Below are 25262 nucleotides of genomic sequence, written 5' to 3'. Positions count from 1 at the left end.
TCGTGGACGAAAAGACAGCACAAATGCAGAGGAAACGCATTCGGCCCGCACCGGCCGTCGTGGTGATGGGCGTCGCCGGCTGTGGCAAGTCGGCGGTCGGCGAAGCGCTGGCGGCGGCATTGGGCGCTGTCTTCGTCGAGGGCGACAGGCTGCATCCACCGGAAAACGTCGCACGCATGGCAAGCGGCGAGCCGCTGACCGACGCATTGCGCGAAGGCTGGCTCGACGCGATCGGCCTGCGCATTGCCGGACCGGTCGGCGATGGGCAGAGCGTCGTCGCCGCCTGCTCGGCGCTCAAGCGCAGTTACCGCGAGCGTTTGCGCGGCTTTTGCCAGGACATTTTGTTCCTCTACCTGGAAATCGATCCGGCGACCGCAAAGCAGCGTGTCGGCTCTCGCCAGGGCCATTTCATGCCGGCAAGCCTGGTCGACAGCCAGTTCGCCACGCTCGAACCGCCGGCAGCCGACGAGAATGCATTGACGCTCGATGCGACGCGTGCGATCGCCGATATCGTCGCCGACGTCACAAGCCTGTTCGAGTCGAATTCATGAGGGTTCGCTGGCGCCGATTCCGCTTCAAGACGCCAGATCAGATCTGTGACGTCAGTTCGACTGGAAAATCGTCATTGTCGGCGTCGCGCATGGCGGCGAGGCTGCGATTGTCCAGCACCTCGGCGATCGCATGGCGCACCTCCAGCATCATGTTCCGGACCTGGCATGTCGCCTCGTCGCAATCATCGCAGCGCTGATATTGGGTGCGGCTGGCGCAAGGGATCGGCGCCAGCGGCCCGTCGAGGACACGCACGACATGGCCGATCTTGATCTCGGAGGCCGGGCGGGCGAGGCGATAGCCGCCTTCCTTGCCCTTGCGGCTCTGGACGAACCCGGCATTGCGCAATTCGCCCAGAATGGCATCGAGGAATTTCTTCGGGATGTTGTTGGCGACGGCAATGTCGTTGACGAACGCCAGCTGGCCGACCGGCAAGCCTGACAGGTGTACGAGGGCCTTGAGGCCGTATTTGCCTTTTTTGGTAAGCATGCCCGATTCAGTTCATGAAAACCCCAACCGCCCGCATCTGGCGGTTGTTTGTGTGCAAATCATGACGTTTTGTCGCGCGATGCAGTTTCGCGAAACAAGCCGTCCGCGGGCACAGTAGGCACAAACACGTTGATTCTTCGTGACGTTTTGGACGGCGCGCTAGGAACGTGCGGGAAATCACCTGTCCGGAGCGCGAAAAACGAAGAAAGCCGGCAAAAGCCGGCTTTCTATCGATTTCGAAGATCGCTTGGCTCAGCGGCTGCCATAGGTCTGGTCGAGCAGTCCGCCGGCGGCGAAATGCTCGGCCTGGATCTTGGCCCAGCCGCCGAAGACATCTTCGACCGTCAGCAGCCGGACGTCGGGAAACTCGGCCTTGTATTTGGTGGCGACCGCCGCGTCGCGAGCCCGCAGGCCGTTGCGGGCGGCGATGTCCTGGCCCTGCGGCGTGTAGAGGAAGTCGAGATAGGTCTTGGCGAGGTCACGCGTGCCATGCTCGTCGGCGACCGTGTCGACGATCGCCACCGGAAACTCCGCCAGCAGGCTGACCGAGGGCGTCACCTGCTCGAACTTGTCGTCGCCATACTCCCTGCGGACGCCGCGCGTTTCCGACTCGAAGGTGATCAGCACGTCGCCGATCTCACGCTGCACGAAGGTGGTGGTGGCGGCGCGCCCGCCAGAGTCGAAGATCGGCACGTTGTTGAACAGCTTGGTGACGAATTCCTTGACCTTGGCGTCGTCGCCCTTGAAGGCCTCCTTGGCGTAGGCGGTGGCCGCGAGATAGGTGTAGCGCGCATTGCCCGACGTTTTCGGGTTGGGGAAGATCACCTGGACGTCGTCGCGCACGAGATCGTTCCAATCCTTGATGTTCTTCGGGTTGCCGGCGCGCACCAAAAAGGACGGCAGCGAATAGAAAGGCGAGGCGTTGTCGGGGAAGTCCTTCTGCCAGTCGGCGGAGATAAGCCCCTTCGAGACCAGGAAGTCGATGTCGAGGACCTGGTTGAAGGTAACGACATCGGCGCCGAGGCCTTCGGCGATGGCACGCGCCTGCGCCGACGTCCCGGCGTGCGACTGGTCGACGGTCACGCCGGGGTGCTCTGCGACGAAGGCCTTGTTGATCTGCGCAAACAGTTCGCGGCCGACATCATAGGACGCGTTCAGCAATTTGTCGGCCGACCAGGCTTGGGAGGATGCGAGGAACAGGCCGGCCAATGTGGCGACGCCAAGCAAAAATCGCTTCATGAAAACAGGGCTCCGATGCAGTGCGCTTATTCCCGAACCATAGCGGCAAGGCATGGTGGGCGACGAGACACGCAGAGCGGCTTCACCACGCCCTCACGAGAAAAATGTTCCCATTCCAGGCCGTTGCTAGGATTTTCTTTCACCCGGGGTCTTGCGAAGCACCTGGGCAGCGGTCCCCATGCGTTGGCAAGACGATTGCATCGCGACACTGGCCTCTCGGCGCGGCTCGCGCAATGGGCGCAAGAGCCACCGCTCGGTCCCGAGGACGACTTCCCCGGAACCGACGACATGCCTGTCAAATCCGAAAGAATTTTTTAATGCGGCTCATGCTGGACACCAACTTGTCAGCGACATGATCCGAGACCCGGCGGGCAGAGCCACTATTGGCCAAAACGACCTTTTTATTGCTGCCCATGCCTACGCGCTGGACACCACCCTGGTAACCGCCAACATGGGAGAGTTCAACCGGATCAAGGGCCTGAAGGTCGAGAACTGGCTGAGTAGCGCCGGAAGGGGATCAAGCAGCCGGAAAAAGCTTCCAGCGCCGCGGCCTGAACGCTACCCGGCTCTTCTGCGCCGCCGGATGGTCGACCGGCAGCTCGATCTCGACCCGCTGGCGCTCGCCGCCGATTTCGAGCTCCACCCGTCTGGTGCCGGCGACGCGGCGGCTGGCGGCGACCGTGCCGGCGATGCAGCCATTGCATTCGTCGACCAGGTCGACATCGTGCGGGCGGAAGAACAGCGTTGCTTCGCCCCGCGGCGCCTGCGGCGCCGACAGCCCGATCGGGCGATCGGCGATCCAGACCTGGCCGTCCTCGACCTTGACCGGAAGCACGCTCGATTCACCTATGAAGCCGTAGACAAAGGGCGAATTCGGCGTGTCGTAGATTTCGTCGGCGGTGCCGACCTGCTCGATGCTGCCCTGGCTCATCACCACGACGCGGTCGGCAAGCTCGAGCGCTTCTTCCTGGTCATGGGTGACAAAGACCGTGGTGTGGCCGGTGGCGTCATGGATGTCGCGCAGCCAGCGGCGCAATTCGCGGCGGACCTGGGCGTCGAGCGCGCCGAACGGCTCGTCCAGCAAAAGCACGGCCGGTTCGATCGCCATCGCGCGGGCCAGCGCCACGCGCTGGCGCTGGCCGCCCGAAAGCTGAGCCGGATAGCGCTTTTCCAAGCCGGAAAGCTGGACGAGGTCGAGAAGCTCTGAGGCACGGCGGCGGATTTCCTGCGCCGACGGCCGTGACGGCCCGTGCCGAACTTTTAGGCCGAAGCCGATATTGTCGGCGACCGTCATATGGCGAAACAGCGCATAATGCTGGAAAACGAAGCCGACATTGCGCTGCTGGATCGACTTTTGCGACGCATCCTCCTCGCCAAAGAAGATCTTGCCTTTCGTCGGCCGCTCCAGCCCGGCGATCAGCCTGAGCAGCGTCGTCTTGCCGGAGCCGGACGGCCCGAGCAGCGCGATCAGTTCGCCGGACTTGATGTCGAGCGAAACGTCGTGGAGCGCCGGAAACCGCTCAAACTCCTTGCGCACGTTGGCAACGCGAACTTCCATCAACCGTCCCTTTTTTCAAAATCTTTGTTTCATGCATGTCGTCATCCCCAAAACCGCTACACACTTTTGGGCGACATGCACTAGTGTCCGCGCGTCGCGGCGAGCTCGGCGCCGTAGCGCATCTCGAGAAGTGTTTTCAAGACCAGCGTGACCAGCGCCAGGCCCGCAAGCAGTGAAGCGACGGCGAAGGCGGCTGCGGCATTGTATTCGTTATAGAGGATTTCGACATGCAGCGGCATGGTGTTGGTCAGTCCGCGTATGTGGCCCGACACGACGGAGACCGCGCCGAATTCGCCCATGGCGCGGGCATTGCACAACAAGACGCCGTAGAGCAGCCCCCATTTGACGTTGGGCAGCGTCACGTACCAGAACGCCTGCCAGCCATTGGCGCCGAGCGACAGCGCCGCCTCCTCGTCGCCGTTGCCCTGCTCCTGCATCAAGGGGATCAGTTCGCGGGCGACGAACGGGAAGGTGACGAAGATGGTGGCCAGCACGATGCCCGGCACGGCAAACAGGATGACGATGCCATGCGCCTTCAGCCAGGCGCCGAACAGGCCTTGCGCGCCGAACAACAGCACATAGACCAGGCCGGAAATGACCGGCGAAACCGAAAACGGCAGGTCGATGAGCGTGGTCAGGAAGGCCTTGCCCTTGAACTCGAACTTGGCGATCGCCCAGGCGGCGGAGACTCCAAAGACGATGTTGAGCGGCACCGAGATCGCCGCCACCAGCAGCGTCAGGTGGATCGCCGAACGCGTGTCGGGATTGGTCAGCGCCTCGGTATAGGCACCGATGCCCTTTGCGAAGGCTTCATTGAAGACGACGATCAGCGGCAACAGCAGGAAAATGCCGAGGAAGGCAAAGGTCACGATCATCAGCACGGCTTTCGCCGGGCGGCTTTCGGTCACTGCCGCCGATTGGCTTTCGTGGTGCGGTGCGTAGGATTTTATCTCCGGATCAGCCATAGCGCTTGCGGCTCCACGTCTGCACCAGATTGATGACCAGCAGCATCACGAACGACAAAGCGAGCATGATCGCCGCGATCGCGGTCGCCGCCGCATAATTGTATTCCTCCAGCCGGATGACGATCAGAAGCGGCGCGATCTCGGATTTGTAGGGCAGGTTGCCGGCGATGAAGATGACGGAGCCGTACTCGCCGACGCCGCGCGCGAAAGCCAGCGCGAAACCGGTGACGATGGCCGGCGCCAGGCCCGGAAGCAGGACCCGGGCGATGGTCTGGAAGCGAGTGGCGCCGAGCGTGGCGGCCACTTCCTCGACCTCCTTGTCGATCTCCTCCATGATCGGCTGGACGGTGCGCACGACAAAGGGCAGGCCGATGAAGATCAGCGCTATGACGATGCCGAGCGGCGTATAGGCGACCTTGATGCCGAGCGGCGCCAGCAGGCTGCCGAGCCAGCCGTTCGGCGCGTAGAGCGTGGTCAGCGCTATGCCGGCCACCGCCGTCGGCAATGCGAAGGGCAGGTCGACCATGGCATCGACGATGCGGCGGCCCGGAAAGCTGTAGCGCACCAGCACCCAGGCGACGATCGTGCCGAAGACGACATTGACCATGGCGGCAATGAAGGCGGTGCCAAAACTGATTTCAAGCGCATTGATGGTGCGGCGGTCGGTGGCTATCGCCCAAAAATCGGCCCAGCCAAGCGCGGCCGATCGCCAGATCAGCCCTGACAGGGGAATGAGGATGATGAGCGTGAGGTAGGCAAGCGAGAAGCCGAGCGTCAATCCGAAACCCGGAATGACGCTCGGCTGTCTGAACCGCCACCCCGCCTTGGCGGGTGCTGTGGTCATGTCGTCCTGATCTAGAGTCTAGCTAACTGGGTCTACTGGGCCGGCTTGTAGATCTGGTCGAATATACCACCGTCGCCGAAATGGTAAGGCTGTGCTTTCTTCCAACCGCCAAAAAGCGGATCGTCGATGGTGATCAGCTTGATCTCAGGCAGTTTCGCGAGGTCCTCGGCCGGCACCAGTTCTGGTTTCGACGGACGATAGTGGTGCTTGGCGATCAGCGTCTGGCCTTCCTTGGAGTAGAGGTAGCTCAGATAGGCTTCGGCGACTTTTCGCGTGCCCTTGGCATCGACATTGGCGTCGACCACGGCGACCGGCGGCTCGGCCAGGATCGAGGTCGGCGGATAGACGATATCGAAATTGTCGGCGCCGAATTCGTCGAGCGCCAGATAGGCCTCGTTTTCCCAGGCCAGCAGCACGTCGCCGAGCCCCTTTTGCGCGAAGGTCACAGTTGCGCCGCGCGCGCCGGTGTCGAGCACCGGAACATGCGCGTAGAGATTGCCGACGAATTCCTTGGTCTTGGCCTCGTCACCGCCATCCTTGGCGCTGGCATAGGCCCAGGCGGCGAGATAGTTCCAGCGTGCGCCGCCCGAAGTCTTGGGGTTGGGCGTGATCACCTGGATGTCGTCCTTGACCAGATCGCCCCAGTCCTTGATGCCTTTCGGATTGCCCTTGCGGACGAGGAAGATGATGGTCGAGGTGTAGGGCGCCGAATTGTTCTCGAACTTGGTCCGCCAGTCGGGATTGATCGTCTTCGATTTCTCGACGATGGCGTTGATGTCGCCTTCGAGCGCCAGCGTCACCACGTCGGCGTCGAGGCCGTCGATCACGGCGCGGGCCTGTGCGCCCGACCCGCCATGCGATTGCTGGACGGTTACCGTCTCGCCGGTCTCGGCCTGCCAGTGGGCGGCGAAGGCCTCGTCGAATTGCTTGTAAAGCTCACGCGTCGGGTCATACGACACGTTGAGGATGGTGGTATCGGCAAACGCGAAACCGAGCGTGCCGAACTGGACAGATGTGGCGACCAGTGCGCCGAGCAGTCTCCTGAAATGAGGATTGGTCATTTCCGCCTCCGTTGAGATCACCTCAATCTACTGAATTGGTAGAAATTAGATGCAATCAGTGTTGCTTTTTTCGGCTTTATGAAGCAATTTTTCGCCGGCTTTCGGCATCACGAAGAAATTCTTTCCACGCAACGCTGCAGTGCCGAATCCGGGCACATGAAGCAATCTATCTAGTGACAGGTCGCGCCTCGGCAATGGCCTGAGGAGTCGAGCGTGTCCTGCTTACTCGCCGACCTAATGGAAAGCCAATTCCCTGAATCGCTTGGCGCATTCTATTCAACGAACACTTTCACGCTGGCCGCGCGCCCGGCCGCGTCGATCACGGTCAGGGTCGAATAGCCGGCGCCGTCCGGCTGCCAGGTCGCAGTACGCCGCCGGTCGATGCCGACCAGCGGCTTGCCGTTGGCCAGCCAGCGGAACGGGGCGCGGCCGCCTTGCAGCTTCAGCACCAGTGGCGTGGCGTCGGCGGCGGTGGCGCCGAGATCGACGTGGGCGCCGTCGGGCGGAAAGATGATCGTCGGCGCGGGCTCGGTCGGCGTCGCCTGGACCAGGCCGTCGATCCCAGAGCCGAAGCGCGCCAATGTCACCGGCAGATCGTCGCGCCTGGGTCTGGTGACGCCGGCCAGCTGGCCTGGCAGCGGCACGGCAGCCAGGCCCGAGCGGACAAAGCCCTCGAACAGGATCGGTGCGGCCGAGACATAGCCGGACAGGCCGGGCACCGCGCCGGCGTCGGGGCGGCCGACCCAGACGCCCAGCACATAGCGCCCGTCGAAGCCGACCGACCAGGCATCGCGGTAGCCGTAGGAGGTGCCGGTCTTGTAGGCGATGCCGCGCTGGGCGGCGCCCTCGGGCGGCTTGACGCCCGACAATATGTCGGTGATCTGCCAGTTCGCCTGATCGTCGAGGATGGTAGCGGTCGAGCGCTCGGCATTCGCCGGCTCGGTGCCGTCATGCAGCGTGTGTGCCTTGCCGCCATTGGCGAGCCCGGCATAGAGCTGGACGAGGTCGCGCAGCGTCACGCCGACGCCGCCAAGGCCGATGGCGAGACCCGGCGCCTTGTTGACGGGCAGGATCGGCGTGACGCCGGCCTTCCGGAAGCGCGCGAGCAGCCGCGCCGGCCCGACCGCGTCGAGAACACTGATCGCCGGCACGTTGAGCGACAGCTGCAGCGCCTGCCTGATGCTGACGTCGCCCTGATAGCCCATGTCGAAATTCTTCGGCCGATAGCCGGAGAAATCCGTCGGCCTGTCGTCGATCAGCGTTTCCTGCGCCACCAATCCCTGCTCGAAGGCGAGCCCGTAGATGAACGGTTTCAGCGTCGAACCGGGCGAGCGGACGATCCTGGTCATGTCGATCCAGCCGGAGCGGCTGGCGTCGAAATAGTCGGCGGAGCCGACTTCGCCGAGGATGTCGCCGGTGCGGGCGTCGGCCAGCACCATGGCGACGGACAGGCGAGGGCCGAGCCTGGCGGCGGCATCCCTGGCCACCTGTTCCAGCCCTTCCTGGACACTCTTGCGGATCGTCAGCCGCAGCTTCTGGCCGGGGACGGCCCGGGGCAGCACTGTATAAGCGGCATGGGCGGCGAGTGCCGGCAGCGGGCGGCGACTGGCAGGAACATCGTCAAGCGCGGCACGTGCGGCCTCGCGCTCGCCGAGCAGGCCTGATGCGACCATGCGCGTCAGCACCCGGTCGCGGGCGGCTTGGGCGATTGCCAGGTTGCGGTCGGGCCGGCGCTTTTCCGGCAGTTGCGGCAGCGCGACGAGCAGCGCCGCCTCCGAGACGTCCAGCCGCTTCGGCTCCTTGCCGAAATAGGCCAGCGAGGCGGCGCGCACGCCTTCGAGATTGCCGCCATAGGGCGCCAACGTCAGATAGCGTTCGAGGATTTCGCGCTTGCTGAGCCGCCGCTCGATCTGCAGGGCGCGCAGCAGCTGCTTGAGCTTGGAGCCGAGGCTGCGGCTGTCGCGCGGTTCGGTCAGCCGGGCGAGCTGCATCGACAGCGTCGAGCCGCCGGAGACGATTCGGCCATTGGTCACGAACTGGCCGACGGCGCGGGCCAGCGCCAGCACGTCGACGCCTTCATGATCCCAGAAGCGCTTGTCCTCGTAAGTCACCAGCATGTCGACGAACTGTCTGTCGACCTGATCGAGGCGGGTGGCGAGCCGCCAATAGCCGTCCGGCGTGGCAAAGGTCCGCAACAGCTGGCCGTCGCGGTCCTGTACTTCGGTCGATACCGTCAGCGCCGCCGGCAGCGGCGGCGGAAAGGCGCGGTCGAGCTGCCAAAGGGTGGCGGCGGCGATTGCTGCGAAGCCCGAGAGGGAGGCGGCGGCGATGGCTGAACGGCGCAGGAATTTTTTGGAGAGCACGGCGCTGTCCCTCATCCGCTTGCCGGCACCCTCTCCCCGTATAGTGACGGGGAGAAGGGGGCTGTCACGGCCCACAGGGGCTTTTCTGCAGCGTTCGAGTTTGGCGAAAATTCCGGCGCAGGCCTCTTTCTCCCCGTCACTATACGGGGAGAAATGCCCGGCAGGGCAATGAGGGGCATCGCCATCGCCATGGTTCGCCATCTTTGCCTTACGGCGCCTTGACCTCCATCATGCCGGTCGCGGTGCGGGCCGAATATTGCGGCCGGTACATGTCCTCGACGGTTGCCGCCGGATGGGCATAGGTGCCCGGCGTCACCGCACGCACGACATAGGCGAGCGTGATGTTGCGGTCGCCTTCGCCGTCGTTCGGATTGAAAGCGGCGACGAAACGGTCGTCGCGGAATTCGAGATGGGCGGCGTCGGTCTGGGCCAGCCAGGAGAAATTCGACAATTGGGCGCTGGAAACCAGGCCCGGATTGTCGATCTCGAAGCCGGCCGGCAGCAGATCGGTGATCACCAGCCGCGACGGCCATTTGTTCTGCTCATAGATATTGAGCACGACGACATAGCGTTCGTTCTGGGTCGCCTGCGTGACATTGGCTTCGGTGCCGTCGAGCTTGTAGTAGGTGCGGCCGATGGTGAAGCCGTCGCCGCTGGCCGGCAGCGGCTGGATCGGCGAGGCCACCGTGGTGACGACCGCCTGCAACGGGTTGCTGCCGGTGTTGGCGACGGTCAGCGGACTGTCGGCAATGTCGCTGCCGGTGATCTGGTCCGAATAGGCGCCGGCATGCGGCGCGCCATTGATGGTCAGCGCGATCGCATCATTGCCGGCCTTCAGGGCACGCGCCGCCAGTAGCATCCAGGACTCGTCCTGCGTGCTGGTCCATCTGACGGCGGCGCGTTCCTGCGTCACCCGCTTGATCAGCGCCGGCACGATCGCCGGCACCGGCTTGGATTCGGCAGCAAGCGCCAGCATCGCCGCGCCGTCACGCAGTGGCGAGCCATAATCGGACCTGTAGTAGTCGTATGCCGAGCTCGAATTGGCCAGTTGCAGGGCGGCCTGGAAGGTGGCTTCCGAGCGCTGCGTGTCGCCATAGAGCGCCAGGCCCGCCGCCAATTGGGCGACGGCCATCGGGCTGGTAAAGGCTTCGAGCTGGGTGTCGGCATAGTAGCGCAGATCGCCGATCGAGGCCTTCTTGTTGCGGGCCAGCACGTAGAGCGCATAGGCGATCTCGCTGCCGCGATCCTTGACGTCCTGGTCGTAGCCGATCGCGTTTTGCAGATTGCTCAGCGCCTGGTTCATCGCCACCGCCGGCACGTCGTATTTCTGCTCGCGCGCCCGGGTCAGGAAGTCGGTGACATAGGCGTCGAGCCACAAATCGCCGGAGCCCGGAGCCCACAGGCCGAAGCTGCCGGCCGAGGCCTGGTAGCTCAGCACCTTGTAGATGGCGTCCTGGATGCGGCCGTGCAGATCGGCGTCGCTGGCCATGCCGGCGCCCGACGCCATCTCGTTGACATAGAGCAGCGGCATGGCCCGGCTGGTGGTCTGCTCGGCGCAGCCATAGGGGTAGCGGTCGAGCGTCATCAGGAGCGAGGGGACGTCGAAGGCCGCCGCCTGTGAAACGCCGACACTGACCGAAGCACCGTCGAGCAGGCTTGCCGCCAAGAGCTCCTTGTCGACGCGCAGCGAGCCGCCTTTGCCCTTGAGGTCGACCACCATACGGGTGGTCACCGGCAATTGCGCCGGGCGCACCGGAACATAGAGCGTCTGCTCGACAGCGGTGCCGTCGGCATGGGCGAGCTTGATGGTGATCGAGGCGTTGCCCGGCGCCTCGGCGATCAGCGGCACGGTCAGCGTCTGCCGCTTGCCCTTGGCCAGCGTCAGCTTTTCGGGCAGGGCGGCATCGCCGGTCGAAAGATCGCCTGACGTGCTTATAGACAGCGCATAGTCGCCCTCCGGACCGTCGGCGTCGGTGACATCGAGCCGCATGACGGCCGAATCGCCGGGCGCCAGGAAGCGCGGCAGGCCGGCGGTGATCACCACCGGATCGCGCACGATCACGTCGGACTGGGCGTGGCCGACCCCGTCCTCGGTCCAGGCGACGGCCATGACGCGCACGGTGCCGTTGAACTGCGGGATGTCGAAGTCGACCCGCGCCTTGCCGTCGGCGTCGAGCTGGACCGGACCGGAGAAGAAGGCGACCAGCTTTTCGGTCGGCGGGCTGCCTTGCGACTGGATGTTGGCGCCGTCGCCGCCACTGCGCAGCTTGCCGGTCGTGCCCAGCGAGCCGTCGATCAGGCGGCCGTAGAGGTCGCGTACTTCAAGGCCGAGCATGCGCTGGCCGAAGAACCAGGTCTCCGGATCCGGCACCTTGTAGTTGGTCAGGTTGAGGATGCCGACATCGACGGCCGCGACCATGACATAGGCGTTGGCGCCCGGCTGCACGCCGGCCACCGAAACCGGGATCGACAGCTGCTGGCGCGGCATGGTCTTGTCCGGCGGCGTCAGGCTGACGGCGAGTTTTTTCGAGCCCGGATCGACCTTCAGCCATTTGACGCCGATGGCGCGCGCCGGCATGCGGGTTTCCTGCGCATCACCCGGCCTGAACAGCGTTGCCGTGACATAGGCGCCGGCGCCCCAGTCGTCGCCGACGGGGATGTCGATGGTGCTGCCGCCGGCCGGCACGCTGGCGGTGACGGTCTTCAAGAGCTTGTCGGCGCCGATGGTGACGAGCAGCTCGCCGGCAAAATGCGGCGACAGTTTAAGCTTGGCCACTTCGCCGGCCGCATAGCTGTCCTTGTCGAGGGCGATTTCGAGGCCGTCGGGCGTTTCGGTGGTGGTGGAGCTGACATACCAGCCGGCGTCGAACTCGTAGCTGGTCGCCGGGCCCTCCGGGTCAGACGTCTCGATCTCGAGCCGGTAGCGGCCCCAGTCGACCGGCAGCGAGACGGTGGCCTCGCCGTCGGCGGCCATGTCGACCTGGCCGCTGGCCACCGACTTGGTGAAGGTCACCGGCTCATAATTCCAGGAATTGCTGGAGCGGTACCATTGGTAATTGCGTTCGACCTTGACCAGCGACCATTGCGCGCCCTGGAGCGCCTCGCGCTTGCCGTCGGGGTCGACGGCAATCAAGCCGAACTTCGCCGTGCCGCCTTGCGGCACCTCGTCGCCGTCGAAATCGGGGCGGATGCCGATCATCTGGCCCTGCGGCCGGATGGCGATGTTGAGCGAGCGTTCGACGGCGCGGCCGCCGGTCTCGCGCATCCTGACCGTAACCTTGGCGTCGACCAGCCTGGTGGTCGAGGGCAACTGGTCGACGGAAACCGGGAAGGTCGCCTTGCCGTCGTCGCCGACCACCGGCAGGCCGGTGAACGGGGTGACTGACGGTTCCGCCGACTGCTCGTCGGCGAGGCCGAAGGAATAGCCCTTGAAGCGGTCCCAGGCGCGGGTGGTCGACAGCGTCAGTTCGCCTTCGAGCGCCAGCCCGGCGGCCGGCGCGCCATAAAGGAAGCGGCCGTCGACGGTAACGTTAGCGGTTTCGCCCTGCGCGATCTCCTGCTTGTCGGAGGACAGGTCGAACTCGATGCGATCCGGCACGAAATCCTCGACCAAAAACATCTGGCTGGCGACCGCCGCCTGCTTGGGGTCGGTGTGGATCGCCACCGTCCAGGTGCCGCGCATGGCGTTGGGTTCGAGCGGCAGGTCGACGGCATGGCCGCCGGCCGATGCGCCGTCGCTGATGATGCGGCGGTTCTCGACGCCGTCGGGACGGGTGAAGATGAAGGTCAGCGGCAGGTTCTCGACCGCCTTGGCGGCGCTGTCGCGGGCAAGTGCTGCGACATGGACGTCCTCGCCGGCGCGGTAGATGCCGCGTTCGGTCCAGGCATAGACGTCGAGCGCGCCCGGCGCAGGACGCCCGGTGACGCCGCGATCGGAAAGATCGAAGCCGGCGCGGCCCATGTCGAGGAAGACGAAGTCGCTGTCACCCTGCTTGGCTGTCAGCACGGCCGGCACCATGCCGCCGTCTCCGCGCGTCAGTCCGGGGTTGAAGACGGCGCGGCCTTCCGCGTCCGTGGTCGCGGTGCCGAGGATCTCGTTGTTCCTGGCCAGCAGCGTCAGTTCAGCACCTGATATCGGCTTGGCGGTTGCGAGCGAACGGGCAAAGACGTTCAGCCCGTCCTGCCCGGTATAGGTCGACAGGCCGATATCGGAGACGACGAACCATTGCGTGGCGCGCGAATCATAGTCGTCGTCGTTCTCGTCGACCGGTTGCGCGGTCAGCACATAGACGCCGGGCTTGCGCTGCGGCAGCGCTTCGTCGACCGGGAAGGAGGTGGTGACTTCCTTGTTCAGGTCGTTGGCGATGTCGAGTTGGCCCTGCCAAACCGGCTCGCCCATCTGATCGGAAATGTTGGAGATGTCGTAGCCGTCAAGCTGGCGCAGGAACTGGTAGCCGGACAGAAGCTGGGTCAGCGAGCGATCGCCGATGCGAAAAAGCTTCATTTCGGCGGCGCTCATGTTGACGGTGACGACCGGGATGCCTCGGCGCGCGCCGGCCGGCAGCACGAAGCTGTCGCCGGTGAAACGGGCGGACGGGGCGCGGTCCTGCACATAGATCGACAGCACCACCGGGGTGGAGATCACCTCGCCGATGGCGGCCGGCAGGCCGGGACGGAAGGTCACTTCGTAATGCTGGCCGTGCTCGAGCCCCTCGACGCAGATCTGCTTGTCCTTGGCCTCGACGCCCTTGGGGGCGGCGTTGTCGACGGTGACGAATTGCGCGTAGTCGACGCCGGTCTTGACCAGGTCTTCGGAAAACTGCGCGCAGATGCGTGGCGCGCTGGTGTCGGCGTCGACCGTGTGATCGACGACGCGGAAGCCCTTACGCGCCTTGAGGTCCTGATAGGCGGCCGTGACCCAGGGCGAACTGACCAGCGCGAGGCTCGCTTCGTAGGCCTGCAGCGCCGGCCGAGCGAGGTCGCGGCGATCGAGCCCGTCGCCAAGCAGTGCCAGCGCTTCGGCACGGGTTTTTGTGGTGCGCAGCAATTTGTAGGCGTTGAAGCCGGCGGAGGTGGCGTTCGCCGGCAGGGTCGACGCCTCGGCGCTGTTGGCGGTCGGCTGCACGGCAAGTGTTTCCCGCGCCAGTTCAAGCCAGAGTTGGCCATCGTCGGGCAATACCGAAACCAAAGCCTCGTATTTTTGAACGGCCAAGCGGTGGTCGCCGGTCTGCGACGCTTGCCTTGCCGCCTCCCGCAGCGCCGTCAGCCCTTCGGTGGGCTTGGTGTAGGCCGGGCCGGTGAGCCTGTTGCGGTATTGCTGGGCCTGGTCGGCCATCCAGGCGGGGAAGAAGGCGAGCGCCGGCGGCGCGCCGATGTCGGGGTCGCCTTCGACGTTGATGACCTTGCCGGCGACGGCGCCCTTGAAGGGCTTCACCGTGTTATAGTCGGATTTGAGAAAACACCACTTGGCCTTGGGGTTGTAGGTGAAAGCGCGGCAGGCGGGATCGCCGAGACATGTCGTCGTGCACTGATCGAGGCTGACATTCTGGTCGGATCTGAGATCGAAGCCGAAATAATCGGAATTGTCCGATGTCACCACCCGGCGCGCTTCGGCCGCTTGCGCGACACTGCCCCAGGCGAGAAAGAGAAGAAAAAGAATCGACAGACCACGAGCCGCGCGCATTGCCATGACACCCCTCCGGACACTGCTTACGTTACGTCCACGTTACGCCCAGACATGTTCAAGCTTCGGTCCAGCTTGTCAACACAAGGACGCGGCAGGTTCCCGCCTGCCAACGGTTTCCTTTCCGGCCGATGACCGGTAGTACCTCCACAGGACAGGGATCACGCTTTCTTGCGGCGACGCAGAAGGTGTGAATTCCAAGCCCTGTCCATTTAAGACAGTTGGATTGTGGCAATTGGATTGTGGCCCGTTTACGAGCAATTCAGAACTTCATTCCAATTTTAGCTTTGGCCGCTAGTGTAGAGTTGTAATGTCGGCGTATGAAAGGCAGATGTCGGGAGGAACCGCGCCACGGCGCGTGTTTTCGCTCGCCTTGCTTTCCGCCTTGCTATGCTCGACTGCACTGGTTGGCGCGAGCGGAAATGCGGCCGCTTTCGAGATCTTCGGCATCAAGCTGTGGGGATCGTCGGAGGATGAAGATGCCGACATCGTCGATCCGCTGCGCTATGCGGTGACCATAGAGGCGCCCGACGCCGACGAGGATCTCGCCGAAAAACTCGAAAACGCCTCGGCGCTGAAGGACGACGAAGAACGTCCGGTCTCCGGTTCGCTCGGCCTGCTGGCCAAGGCGCGTGCCGACCGCGATCAGCTTGTCGCCGCCCTTTATGCGGACGCCCGCTACGAGGGCGTCGTCACCATTACCATCGAAGGCAAGCCGCTCGACGATTTGCCGCCCGACGCCGAATTCTCGGGTCCGCAGCCGATTCCGGTGGTGATCAACATTGCGGCCGGGCCGAAGTTCACGCTTGGCGACATCAGGCTGGAGGGCGATGCGGCGGGGCTGTCGGGCGCCGATTTCGGCCTGATCGCCGGCGGCGATGCCGGGTCCGGTGCCGTGCTCAAGGCCGAGGCGTCGATCGTGCGGGCGCTCAAGGAGGACGGCAGGCCGCTGGCCAAGGTGACCGCCCGCGAGATCGTTGCCGATCACGCCACCTCGACGCTCGACGTGGCGCTGACCGTGGCCGCCGGGCCGGTTGCCGGCTACGGCGACACCACGGTCGAAGGCACCGAGAAGGTCGACCGCGATTTCACCGAATACATGACCGGCCTGAAGCGCGGCCGCCAATATTCGCCGGAAGAGGTCGACGAGGCGCGCGACCGGCTGCTCGGGCTGGAAGTCTTCAACAGCGTGACGCTGAAGGAGGCCGACGGTCTCGACGCCGACGGCAACATCCCGATCGGCGTCGAAGTGAGCGAGCGCAAGCCGCGCTATTTCGGCCTTGGCGGCACCTTCTCCAACACCGAGGGGCTCGGCCTCGAAGGCTATTGGGGTCACCGCAATCTGTTCGGCCGTGCCGAAAAACTGCGCATCGAGGGCGAAATCAGCGGCATCGGCAGCAACGAACTGACCGAGCTCAACTACAATGCCGGCATCATGTTCGAAAAGCCGGGCGTGGTCGGGCCAGCGTCTAAATTCTTCGCCGGCGCCAACACCGTGCTGGAGCATCCCGACGCCTACGACCGTTTCTCGGTCAAGGGCAACACCGGCCTGTCGTATGACCTCGACCGGCAGCAGACGGTTTCGGCGGAAGTCGCGCTCGACTATTCGAAGATCACCGATTCCTTCGGCAAGCACACTTTTCTGATCGCCAGCATTCCGCTGCGCTATGTCTACGACAACCGCGACAACCGGCTCAACCCGACGACCGGATTCAGGGCGCTGGCCTATGCCGAGCCGAGCTACGACATTTTGAACGGTGCCGCCTTCGTCAAGCTTAGGGGCGAAGGATCGGCCTATCAGTCGCTCGACGCGGCCTCGAAGTTCGTCCTGGCCGAACGCGTCGCCATCGGCTCGATCATCGGCGCCGGCCTTCAGGATGTTCCGGCCGACCGGCGCTTCTATTCCGGCGGCGGCGGCTCGGTGCGCGGTTATGCCTATCAGGGCATCGGTCCGAAGGACGCCGACGGAGAGCCGATCGGCGGGCTGTCCTTCTTCGAGACCTCGTTCGAGATGCGCATCGCCATCACCGACACGATCGGCGTCGTGCCGTTCGTCGATGCCGGCACCGTCTCGACCGATCAATTCCCGGATTTTTCCGGCATGAAGGTCGGCGCCGGCGTCGGCTTGCGCTATATTACGCCGTTCGGACCGTTGCGCATCGATGCGGCGGTGCCGCTCAACCCGGATCCCGACGACCCGGATTTCGGCATCTATGCCGGTATCGGCCAGGCGTTTTGATGACAATGTTCAAGCGCATCCTTCGCATTGCCCTTTACACGCTGCTCGTCCTGGTGGCGGCGGTGGTCGGTGCGCTCGTCGTGCTGACCAAGACCGAGCGCGGCCGCGCCAATCTCGCGGGCATCATCTCGACCGTGGCGTCGACCGATGACCAGAAGGTCACGGTCAGCGGCATCGACGGCATCTGGTCCGGCGCCCTGACGGTCGACCATGTGGTGCTGGAGGATCGCCAGGGCGCCTGGCTGGTGGCGCGCAAGGTGGCCGTCGACTGGTCGCCGCTGGCGCTTCTGTCGAAAAACTTCAGCGCCGGCCGCGTCAGCGCCGATCGCATCGAGCTGGCGCGGCTGCCGGTGGCCGGCACGCAGCCGAGCCAAGGTGGCGCCACCACGCTGCCGGTGTCGCTCGACATCAAGCAGATCGACCTGCCGGAAATCGCGCTCGGGCAGGCGCTGGTCGGCAGCGGTATCGCCGAGCTCGCCGCCAAGGGATCGTTCAAGGCCGATGCGGCGCCATTGGCGCTCGCAACCAGCCTCAACATCACCCGCCGCGACGGCAAGCAAGGCAAGCTCGACGCCAACATCCATTTTGCGCCCGCCGATAACAAGCTGGACCTCGATCTGAAGGCGTCGGAGCCGGCCGGCGGCATCATCGCCAATCTGCTCAAATTGCCGGATACGCCGCCGGTCAACATCGTCGTCACCGGCACCGGGCCGGTCGCCAATTGGAGCGGCATCGGTACCTTCGTCGTCGACGGCCAGATCGTCACCCAGCTCACAGGTCGCCACCAACTCACCGACAAGGGCAACTATGTCGAGGCCAAGGGCGACGGCGACTTCCAGCGCTTCTTGCCCGACAATCTGAAATCCTTGTTTGCCGGCAAGACCAGCTTCGACCTCGCCGGAACCGCGATCGTGACGGGCGGCGTCGAGGTCGAGCGCGCCAGCATCGACAGTGACGCCGTGCATGGCACCGCCGCGGGCATCATCGACCCCAACGGCGCCAGCGACCTTTCGGTGGAACTCGCCGCCAAGGGTCCACCAATCGTGCTCAGCCTCGGCGCCGCGGCGCAGCCGGTGACGGTCGCGATCACCGGCGCCACGGCTCGCGCGTTCGGCGGCGGCAAGGCGCCGATAATCGACATCGGCGCGTCCCTGGTCTCGGTGGTGGCGGGCGGCACGCGGGTGGACGATCTGGTGGCCGAAATCCATTCCGACGGCTTTGACATCCAGGACCGCAGCGGACCGGTCACCATCAAGCTTATCGCCGGCGGCCTGAACACCGACGTGGCGACGCTGGCGCCGCTGGTGACCGGCAGGGTCACCGCCGACCTCGCCGGGTCGGTCAGCAAGGACGAGATCGTCGTCGATCAAGGCACGCTGCGCAGCGATGCGCTCAATGCGTCGGTGACATCCAGGGTGACGCTGGCCGATCTGGCGATGACGCTCAAGATGAATGCCGATGCCGTCTCGACTGCGCTGCCGCCGCAGATCCGCCCGGTTCTCGGCGAGCGTGTGACATTCTCGGCGACCGCGACCCGCGACCCGCAAGGCTTGTTTGCCGCCAATGCGCTGCAACTCAATTCGGGCTCGCTCAGCGCCAGCGGCACCGCCAGCGCGACGGGCACCGACATCCAGGCCGACATCAGGGGCACGCTCGGCGACGTCTCGGTGCTGTCGCCGATCGTTGGCGTACCGGTCGGCGGGGCCGTCAATTTCGCGTTGACGGCGAGCGGCGCGCGCTCGGCGCCGGATTTCTCGGTCTCGGCCGACAGCGACAGCCTGACCGCGTCGGGCCGGACGGTCAAGACGATCAAGCTGACAGCGACGGGCAAGGCCGACATCGTCAATCCCGCTGCCGATGTCGCACTGACAGGGTCCGTCGACGACCAGCCGCTCGATCTCAGGGCATCTTTGGTGACGCGTGACGGAACGCGTTCCCTCAACGGGCTTAGCCTGTCGCTGGCCGACAACAAGGTCTCGGGCGATCTCGTGCTCGACGACAGCTTGCTGCCGCTCGGCACGCTGACCCTCGAAGCGCCCGATATCGGCCCGCTGGCCGCGCTTGCCGGGCAGACGGCGGCCGGCGACGTGCAGGGCAGCATCCGCCTCTCGAATGATGGTGGCGTGCCGACGGTAGTCATCGATATGACGAGCGGGTCTATTTCCCGCGGCGATCTGGCGGCGAAGACCATCGCCGTCAACGCGCTGATTGCCAACTATGTCGCCGCACCGGCGATCTCCGGTAAAATCCGTGCCGACAGCGTCACATCAGGCGCCACCGTGATCAGCGGCATCGATGTCGATTTGAAGCGCGACGGCGACTGGACCGGGTTTTCCGGCGGCGCCACCGTCGCCGGAATTCCGGCCACGGCAGAAGGCAGGGTGAGGATCGCCGACGGCACGACAAGCGTCGAAATCGCCTCCGGCGATGCGACCATTCGCGGCATCAGGGCGGCGATCGCGCAGCCGTCGACCCTGAGCATCGCCAACGGCGCCGCCAGCATCGAGAAACTGATGCTCGATGTCGGCGGCGGATCGGTGACAATGTCCGGCACCGCCGGCCAGACGCTCGATCTTGCGGCAGAGTTTTCCGGGCTGCCGGCCGCCCTGGCCAATGATTTTTCACCCGGCCTCGACGCCGCGGGCACGCTCGGTGGAACGGCGCAAGTGACGGGACCGTCAGCAGTCCCTGACATTCGTTTCGATGCGCAGCTCAGCGGCGCCGAGACCAGCCAGACCCGCCAGGCGGGGCTCGGGCTGCTCAACTTCGATGCCGCAGGCAGCTTCTCCTCCGCCGGCGGCGTCGCCATCGACCGCGCGACGCTTTCAGGAGACAAGATTTCCGGCAAGGCTGCCGGCACCATCAATCCGAACGGCGCCAGCGATTTTTCGCTCGACCTGGCCTCGACCGGCCCGAGCCTGCCGCTGGCGCTTGGCAGCACCGAGAGCCCGATCAAGCTCGAGTTGCAGGCGCTGTCGGTGGAGGTCGCGGGGCAGGGCACGCAATCGACGCTGAATATCTCCGCGACACTGCCGTCGGTCGCCACCAACCTCGCCAAGGCCGAAGGCATCGCGCTTGCGCTCCATTCCGACGCCTTCGATCTGAAGGGCCGAACAGGGCCGATCTCCGGTACGGTGACGGCGGGCAAAATCGGCCTGGACAATCCGACCATCGCGCCGCTGCTCGCCGGAAAGATTACTGCCAAGGTCGCCGGCGATCTCGCTACCGATACCATCGTCATCGACAGCGGCTCGGTAACGAGCGAGGTACTGGACAGCGGCTTTAATGGAAGGGTCTCCCTGGCCGATGGCGCCATCGATCTCAACCTCAGGGCGGTTGCGGCTTCCGCGGCACTGCCGGCGGCAGTGCGCGGCGTGCTCGCCGAGCGGACGCAGCTCAGCGCGGCACTGAAGCGCGACGCCAACGGCAATGTTATCGCCAACGCCATCAGGCTGGTATCAGGTGCATTCAGCGCCGACGGGCAGGCCAGCCTCGCCGACAACAAGGTCAGCGCCGACGTCAAGGGCGCGCTCGCCGACATCTCGCTTCTGTCCGGGGATGCCAAGGGCGCCATCACCTTCGCGCTGAACGCGCAAGGCGCCAGCACCGCGCCCGACCTGTCGCTGACGGTCAACAGCGACCGGCTTTCGGTGGTGGCGCGAGAAATCACCGGGCTAAAGCTCACCGCGACGGGGAAGGGCGACATCGCCAGCCCGGCGGCCGATATCTCGCTCACCGGATCCGTCAATGACGAGCCACTCGATTTCAAGGCGTCGCTGGTAACGCGCCAGGGAAAGCGGTCCATAAACGGACTAAGCCTGTCACTGGGCGACAACAAAGTTTCGGGCGACCTTGCTCTCGACGATCGATTCCTGCCGCTCGGCACGGTTGCGCTGGATCTACCCGATATCAGTCCGCTCGCAGCCCTGGCGCTGGAAAAAGCTGACGGCGACGTGCGTGGCACGATCGTCTTCTCGAAGACCGGCAATGCGCCTCATGTCGCCATCAAGGCGACCACAGATTCAATTTCGCGCGGCGATCTTTCGGCAAAGACGGTCACCATCGATGCGCTGATTGCCAACTATGTCGCCGCACCGGCGATCTCCGGTAAAATCCGTGCCGACAGCGTCACCTCCGGCGGCACCGTGATCAGCGGCATCGATGTCGATTTGAAGCGCGACGGCGACTGGACCGGGTTTTCCGGCGGCGCCACCGTCGCCGGAATTCCGGCCACGGCAGAAGGCAGGGTGAGGATCGCCGACGGCACGACAAGCGTCGAAATCGCCTCCGGCGATGCGACCATTCGCGGCATCAGGGCGGCGATCGCGCAGCCGTCGACCCTGAGCATCGCCAACGGCGCCGCCAGCATCGAGAAACTGATGCTCGATGTCGGCGGCGGATCGGTGACAATGTCCGGCACCGCCGGCCAGACGCTCGATCTTGCGGCAGAGTTTTCCGGGCTGCCGGCCGCCCTGGCCAATGATTTTTCACCCGGCCTCGACGCCGCGGGCACGCTCGGTGGAACGGCGCAAGTGACGGGACCGTCAGCAGTCCCTGACATTCGTTTCGATGCGCAGCTCAGCGGCGCCGAGACCAGCCAGACCCGCCAGGCGGGGCTCGGGCTGCTCAACTTCGATGCCGCAGGCAGCTTCTCCTCCGCCGGCGGCGTCGCCATCGACCGCGCGACGCTTTCAGGAGACAAGATTTCCGGCAAGGCTGCCGGCACCATCAATCCGAACGGCGCCAGCGATTTTTCGCTCGACCTGGCCTCGACCGGCCCGAGCCTGCCGCTGACGCTCGGCAGCACCGAGAGCCCGATCAAGCTCGAGCTGCAGGCGCTTTCGGTAAAGGCTGCAGGGCAGGGCACGCAGCCGCAGCTCGACATTTCCGCTGTTCTGCCTTCGGTCGCGACGAAATTCAGCGATGTCGAGGGGCTCACGCTGGCATTGCACTCGGACGCTTTCGACGTGAAGAGCCGGACGGGGCCGGTCTCCGGCACGGTGACGGCAAACAAGATCGGCCTGGACAATCCGACCATAGCGCCGCTGATCGCCGGCAAGATCACGGCACAAGTCGCCGGCAGCCTGGCGACCGACGGCATTCTCATCGACAGCGGGTCGGTGACGAGCGACGCGCTGAACACCGGCTTCAATGGAAGGATCTCGCTGGCCGACGGCGCCATCGACCTCAACCTCAAGACCGACGCGGTTTCCGCGGCGCTGCCGGCGGCAGCGCGCGGCGTGCTCGCGCAGCGGACGGAACTCAGTGCCGCGCTGAAGCGCGACGCCAATGGCAATGTCACCGCCGATGCGATCAGGCTGGTGTCCGGCGCGCTGACCGCCGACGGGCAGGCCAGCCTTGCCGACAACAAGCTCACCGTCGATATCAAGGGCGCGCTGGCCGACATCTCGCTTCTGTCCGGGGACGCCAACGGCGCCATCACCTTCGCGCTGAACGCGCAAGGCGCCAGCACCGCGCCAGACCTGTCGCTGACGGTCAACAGCGACCGGCTTTCGGTTGCCGAACGCGAGATCGCCGGGTTGAGCCTCACCGCCACAGGCAAGGCCGATGCCGCCAACCCGGCGGCCAATGTCCAATTGACCGGAAATGTCGCGGGCCAGCCCCTGAAGGGCAGCGCCGTGCTGGCGACGTCAGACGGCAAGCGCGCTATCGACGGGCTTTTGCTGTCGCTCGGCAAGAACCGGATATCAGGCGACCTGGCGCTTGACGAGGCTTTCGTGCCTGAAGGCACCGTGGCGCTCGACCTGCCTGACATCGGACCGCTGGCAGCGCTTGCGCTGGAAAAGGCGGAAGGCGACGTGCGCGGCACGATCGTCTTCTCGAAGGCCGGCAATGCGCCTGAGGTCACCGTCAAGGCTTCGACGGCTTCGATTACACGCGGCGATGTTTCGGCAAAGACGGTGACCATCGACGCATCGATCGCCAACTATCGAGCGGCGCCGGTGATCTCCGGAAAAATCCGTGCCGACAGCGTCACCTCCGGCGGCACCGTCATTCGCGGCATCGATGTCGATCTGACCCGCGACGGCGACTGGACCGGCTTTTCCGGCGGCGCCACCGTCAAGGACATTCCGGCCAGGGCGGCCGGCCGCGTCAGGGTCGCCAATGGCACGACGACGGTTGAGCTCGCCTCCGGCCAGGCGACCATGCGCGGCATCAAAGCGGCGATCGCCCAGACCTCGACCATCACCATCGCCAACGGCACCACCAGCCTGGACAGGCTCGCACTCAACCTCGGCGGCGGCACGGCGACGGTTTCGGGCAAGGTCGGGGAGGCGCTCAATCTCAACGCGACGCTGGCGCGGGTGCCGATGTCGCTCGCCAACAGTTTCTCGCCCGGCCTCGATGCCGCCGGCACGATCTCGGGCACGGTGAAGGTGACGGGCGCGCCGGCCAATCCGGCCGTCGCCTTCAAGGTCGACGCCGCAGGCGTCCAGACGTCGCAGACCCGCGGCGCCGGTTTCGGCGGCATGGGCGTTTCGTCCTCCGGCACGTTTTCCGGCAACCGACTGACCTTCGAGGCCAACATGAGCGATGCCGCCGGTCTCGGCCTCAAGGGCGGCGGCACGATGACGACATCAGGCACGCCGACGCTTGATCTCGACTTTTCCGGCAAGGTGCCGTTCGCCTTCCTGACCCGGACACTGGCCGCACAAGGCCTGTCGTTGAGCGGCACGGCCGACGTCAATCTGAAGGTGCGCGGCCCGGCGACGGCGCCGGTGATCACAGGCACGGTCCGCACGTCGGGTGCCCGCCTGATCGATGCACGCTCGGGACTTGCGATCAACGATATCACCGCCGATGTGGCGATCGGCGGTGGCGTCGCCAGGATAAACCGCCTGACCGGCAATTTGTCGACGCGCGGCAGCCTGTCGGCCAGCGGCACGGTCGGCATCAATCCGGCGCAAGGCTTTCCGGCCAACCTGTCGATCAAGCTCGTCGACGGCCGCTACACCGACGGCAGGGTGGTCACCGCCAATCTCGGCGGCGACCTGACCATCAAGGGGCCACTCGCATCGGCGCCGGTGATCTCGGGCACGATCAACCTGGCCAAGACCGTCATCACCGTTCCCGAGAAGCTGCCGGGCTCGCTGGCGGCGCTCAACGTCAGGCACAAGAACGCACCGGCCGCCGTGCGCGCGCAGGACAAGGCGTTGCGCCCGGCGACGGCGAGTAGCAGCAGCAGTGGCGGCGGCCTCAACCTCGATGTCACGGTCAACGCGCCCAGCCAGATCTTCATCCAGGGCAGGGGCGTCGATGCCGAGCTTGGCGGTTCGCTGCGGCTGACCGGCCCGGCATCGTCGCCGCAAGCGGTCGGCACCTTTGACTTGCAGCGCGGTCGGCTGTCGATCCTGGCCAAGCGGCTGACCTTCACCGAAGGCACGGTCGGCTTTTCGGGGTCGCTGGTGCCTTATCTCAATCTCACGGCGACATCGACGACGAGCAGCACCACCGTCACCATCGTGGTTTCGGGCGAGGCGACCAATCCGAAATTCAACTTCTCGTCGGTGCCGGCGCTGCCGGAGGACGAGGTCCTGGCGCAACTGATTTTTGGCCGCTCGATGTCGAACCTGTCGCCGCTGCAGATCGCCCAGCTTGCCGAAGCCGCCGCGCAACTGGCCGGCATCGGCGGCTCGACCTCGCTGCTCCAGAACCTGCGCAGCGCCATCGGCGTCGACGATCTCGACGTCGTCACCGACGAGGAGGGCGGCACCGCGGTCTCGGCCGGCAAATATCTCAACGACCGCACCTATGTGACGATCCAGAAGGGCGACAAGCCGGGTTCGGGCAAGGCGGCGATCGATCTCGACGTCGGCCGCGGCGTCAAATTGCGAGGCGAAGCCACCGATGCCGGCGAAGCCAAGGGTGGCATTTTCTACGAACGCGAGTACTGAAGCCGGCCTGCGCGAAATGGTCCGGCAATCCGACAGCCCTCGTCGCCATATCGGCACTCATCCGGATCGGCCGGCGCGGTGCAAAGCTTCGCGCATGACCCCGAGAATCGAAATCGATTTCGGCGCAAAATCAAACTGCTACAGCGTCCGTTGCGCGGCCAACCGGACGTGCGGCGCGGCAGTGAATGTCTCAGTTTGATCGATGCCGGAGATTCGAACGAAATCTACCGGGCAATAGCAATTTTGCGCCAAGACTGTCGTTATCACGCGAACTGCTTCCCTTCCAAAGTTGCACATTCCTTGGCATGTTCCCAATCCGTGCCGTTTTTGACATCACGGCCCGGATGCGGAATGGT

Annotated in this window: 11 protein-coding genes and 1 pseudogene; 4 read left to right on the top strand and 8 right to left on the bottom strand. The window is 65.1% G+C overall.

The features are described from left to right. Positions 1–23 precede the first annotated feature (23 nt). Positions 24–551 (top strand): gluconokinase, encoded by a 528-nt coding sequence (locus AC0L2A_RS28060; protein ID WP_473611541.1) that lies wholly within the window; start codon positions 24–26, stop codon positions 549–551. A gap of 37 nt (positions 552–588) precedes the next feature. Here the strand turns inward: AC0L2A_RS28060 and AC0L2A_RS28055 are convergent, their stop codons facing one another. Both AC0L2A_RS28055 and AC0L2A_RS28050 read right to left on the bottom strand, forming a co-directional pair. Further along, on the bottom strand, positions 589–1038 hold the full coding sequence (locus AC0L2A_RS28055) for an RrF2 family transcriptional regulator (protein WP_027154320.1): 450 nt from the start codon (positions 1036–1038) through the stop codon (positions 589–591). Between the two features lie 252 nt (positions 1039–1290). After that, a complete protein-coding gene (locus tag AC0L2A_RS28050) occupies positions 1291–2277 on the bottom strand; it encodes a sulfate ABC transporter substrate-binding protein (RefSeq protein ID WP_091600295.1) in 987 nt (328 codons plus the stop codon). 379 nt (positions 2278–2656) lie between these two features. Between AC0L2A_RS28050 and AC0L2A_RS28045 the strand changes: the two are divergent. Next, positions 2657–2776: pseudogene (locus AC0L2A_RS28045) on the top strand (type II toxin-antitoxin system VapC family toxin); the annotation flags it as partial. A gap of 18 nt (positions 2777–2794) precedes the next feature. Here AC0L2A_RS28045 and AC0L2A_RS28040 read toward each other — a convergent pair. From AC0L2A_RS28040 to AC0L2A_RS28015, 6 genes are all read right to left on the bottom strand, one after another. Beyond that, positions 2795–3835, bottom strand: a complete 1041-nt coding sequence (locus tag AC0L2A_RS28040) for a sulfate/molybdate ABC transporter ATP-binding protein (RefSeq protein ID WP_473509220.1) — start codon at positions 3833–3835, stop codon at positions 2795–2797. Between the two features lie 80 nt (positions 3836–3915). Continuing rightward, positions 3916–4800, bottom strand: coding sequence for a sulfate ABC transporter permease subunit CysW (gene cysW / locus AC0L2A_RS28035; protein ID WP_023798668.1), 885 nt, complete (start codon positions 4798–4800; stop codon positions 3916–3918). Next, entirely contained in the window at positions 4793–5644 is an 852-nt protein-coding gene (cysT, locus tag AC0L2A_RS28030; protein WP_473611539.1) for a sulfate ABC transporter permease subunit CysT, read from the bottom strand. The genes cysW and cysT overlap by 8 nt, the downstream gene beginning before the upstream one ends. A 32-nt stretch (positions 5645–5676) precedes the next feature. Then, positions 5677–6705 (bottom strand): sulfate ABC transporter substrate-binding protein, encoded by a 1029-nt coding sequence (locus AC0L2A_RS28025; RefSeq protein WP_473611538.1) that lies wholly within the window; start codon positions 6703–6705, stop codon positions 5677–5679. A gap of 272 nt (positions 6706–6977) precedes the next feature. Continuing rightward, complete coding sequence (gene pbpC / locus AC0L2A_RS28020) at positions 6978–9083, bottom strand: penicillin-binding protein 1C (protein WP_473611537.1); 2106 nt, start codon at positions 9081–9083, stop codon at positions 6978–6980. A 193-nt stretch (positions 9084–9276) separates the two neighbouring features. Next, positions 9277–14757, bottom strand: a complete 5481-nt coding sequence (locus AC0L2A_RS28015; RefSeq protein ID WP_473611535.1) for an alpha-2-macroglobulin family protein — start codon at positions 14755–14757, stop codon at positions 9277–9279. A 304-nt stretch (positions 14758–15061) separates the two neighbouring features. On the opposite strand from AC0L2A_RS28015, the gene AC0L2A_RS28010 reads away from it, so the two are divergent. Next, positions 15062–16990, top strand: a complete 1929-nt coding sequence (locus AC0L2A_RS28010; RefSeq protein ID WP_473611534.1) for an autotransporter assembly complex protein TamA — start codon at positions 15062–15064, stop codon at positions 16988–16990. Continuing rightward, a complete protein-coding gene (locus tag AC0L2A_RS28005) occupies positions 16990–24906 on the top strand; it encodes a translocation/assembly module TamB domain-containing protein (protein WP_473611533.1) in 7917 nt (2638 codons plus the stop codon). The genes AC0L2A_RS28010 and AC0L2A_RS28005 overlap by 1 nt, the downstream gene beginning before the upstream one ends. Positions 24907–25262 lie beyond the last annotated feature (356 nt).

The sequence above is a fragment of the Mesorhizobium sp. WSM4844 genome (assembly GCF_055811775.1).
The sequence above is the reverse complement of the archived record's forward strand: the minus strand, read 5'-3'. Positions and strand labels throughout refer to the sequence as shown.

What these genes read in the sequence shown, in the direction of transcription:
- cysW (WP_023798668.1), bottom strand. Translation starts at nt 4,800, where the DNA reads ATGGCTGATCCGGAGATAAAATCCTACGCACCGCACCACGAAAGCCAA.
- AC0L2A_RS28060 (WP_473611541.1), top strand. Translation starts at nt 24, where the DNA reads ATGCAGAGGAAACGCATTCGGCCCGCACCGGCCGTCGTGGTGATGGGC.
- AC0L2A_RS28055 (WP_027154320.1), bottom strand. Translation starts at nt 1,038, where the DNA reads ATGCTTACCAAAAAAGGCAAATACGGCCTCAAGGCCCTCGTACACCTG.
- AC0L2A_RS28015 (WP_473611535.1), bottom strand. Translation starts at nt 14,757, where the DNA reads ATGGCAATGCGCGCGGCTCGTGGTCTGTCGATTCTTTTTCTTCTCTTT.
- AC0L2A_RS28040 (WP_473509220.1), bottom strand. Translation starts at nt 3,835, where the DNA reads ATGGAAGTTCGCGTTGCCAACGTGCGCAAGGAGTTTGAGCGGTTTCCG.
- AC0L2A_RS28010 (WP_473611534.1), top strand. Translation starts at nt 15,062, where the DNA reads ATGTCGGCGTATGAAAGGCAGATGTCGGGAGGAACCGCGCCACGGCGC.
- AC0L2A_RS28025 (WP_473611538.1), bottom strand. Translation starts at nt 6,705, where the DNA reads ATGACCAATCCTCATTTCAGGAGACTGCTCGGCGCACTGGTCGCCACA.
- pbpC (WP_473611537.1), bottom strand. Translation starts at nt 9,083, where the DNA reads ATGAGGGACAGCGCCGTGCTCTCCAAAAAATTCCTGCGCCGTTCAGCC.
- AC0L2A_RS28005 (WP_473611533.1), top strand. Translation starts at nt 16,990, where the DNA reads ATGACAATGTTCAAGCGCATCCTTCGCATTGCCCTTTACACGCTGCTC.
- cysT (WP_473611539.1), bottom strand. Translation starts at nt 5,644, where the DNA reads ATGACCACAGCACCCGCCAAGGCGGGGTGGCGGTTCAGACAGCCGAGC.
- AC0L2A_RS28050 (WP_091600295.1), bottom strand. Translation starts at nt 2,277, where the DNA reads ATGAAGCGATTTTTGCTTGGCGTCGCCACATTGGCCGGCCTGTTCCTC.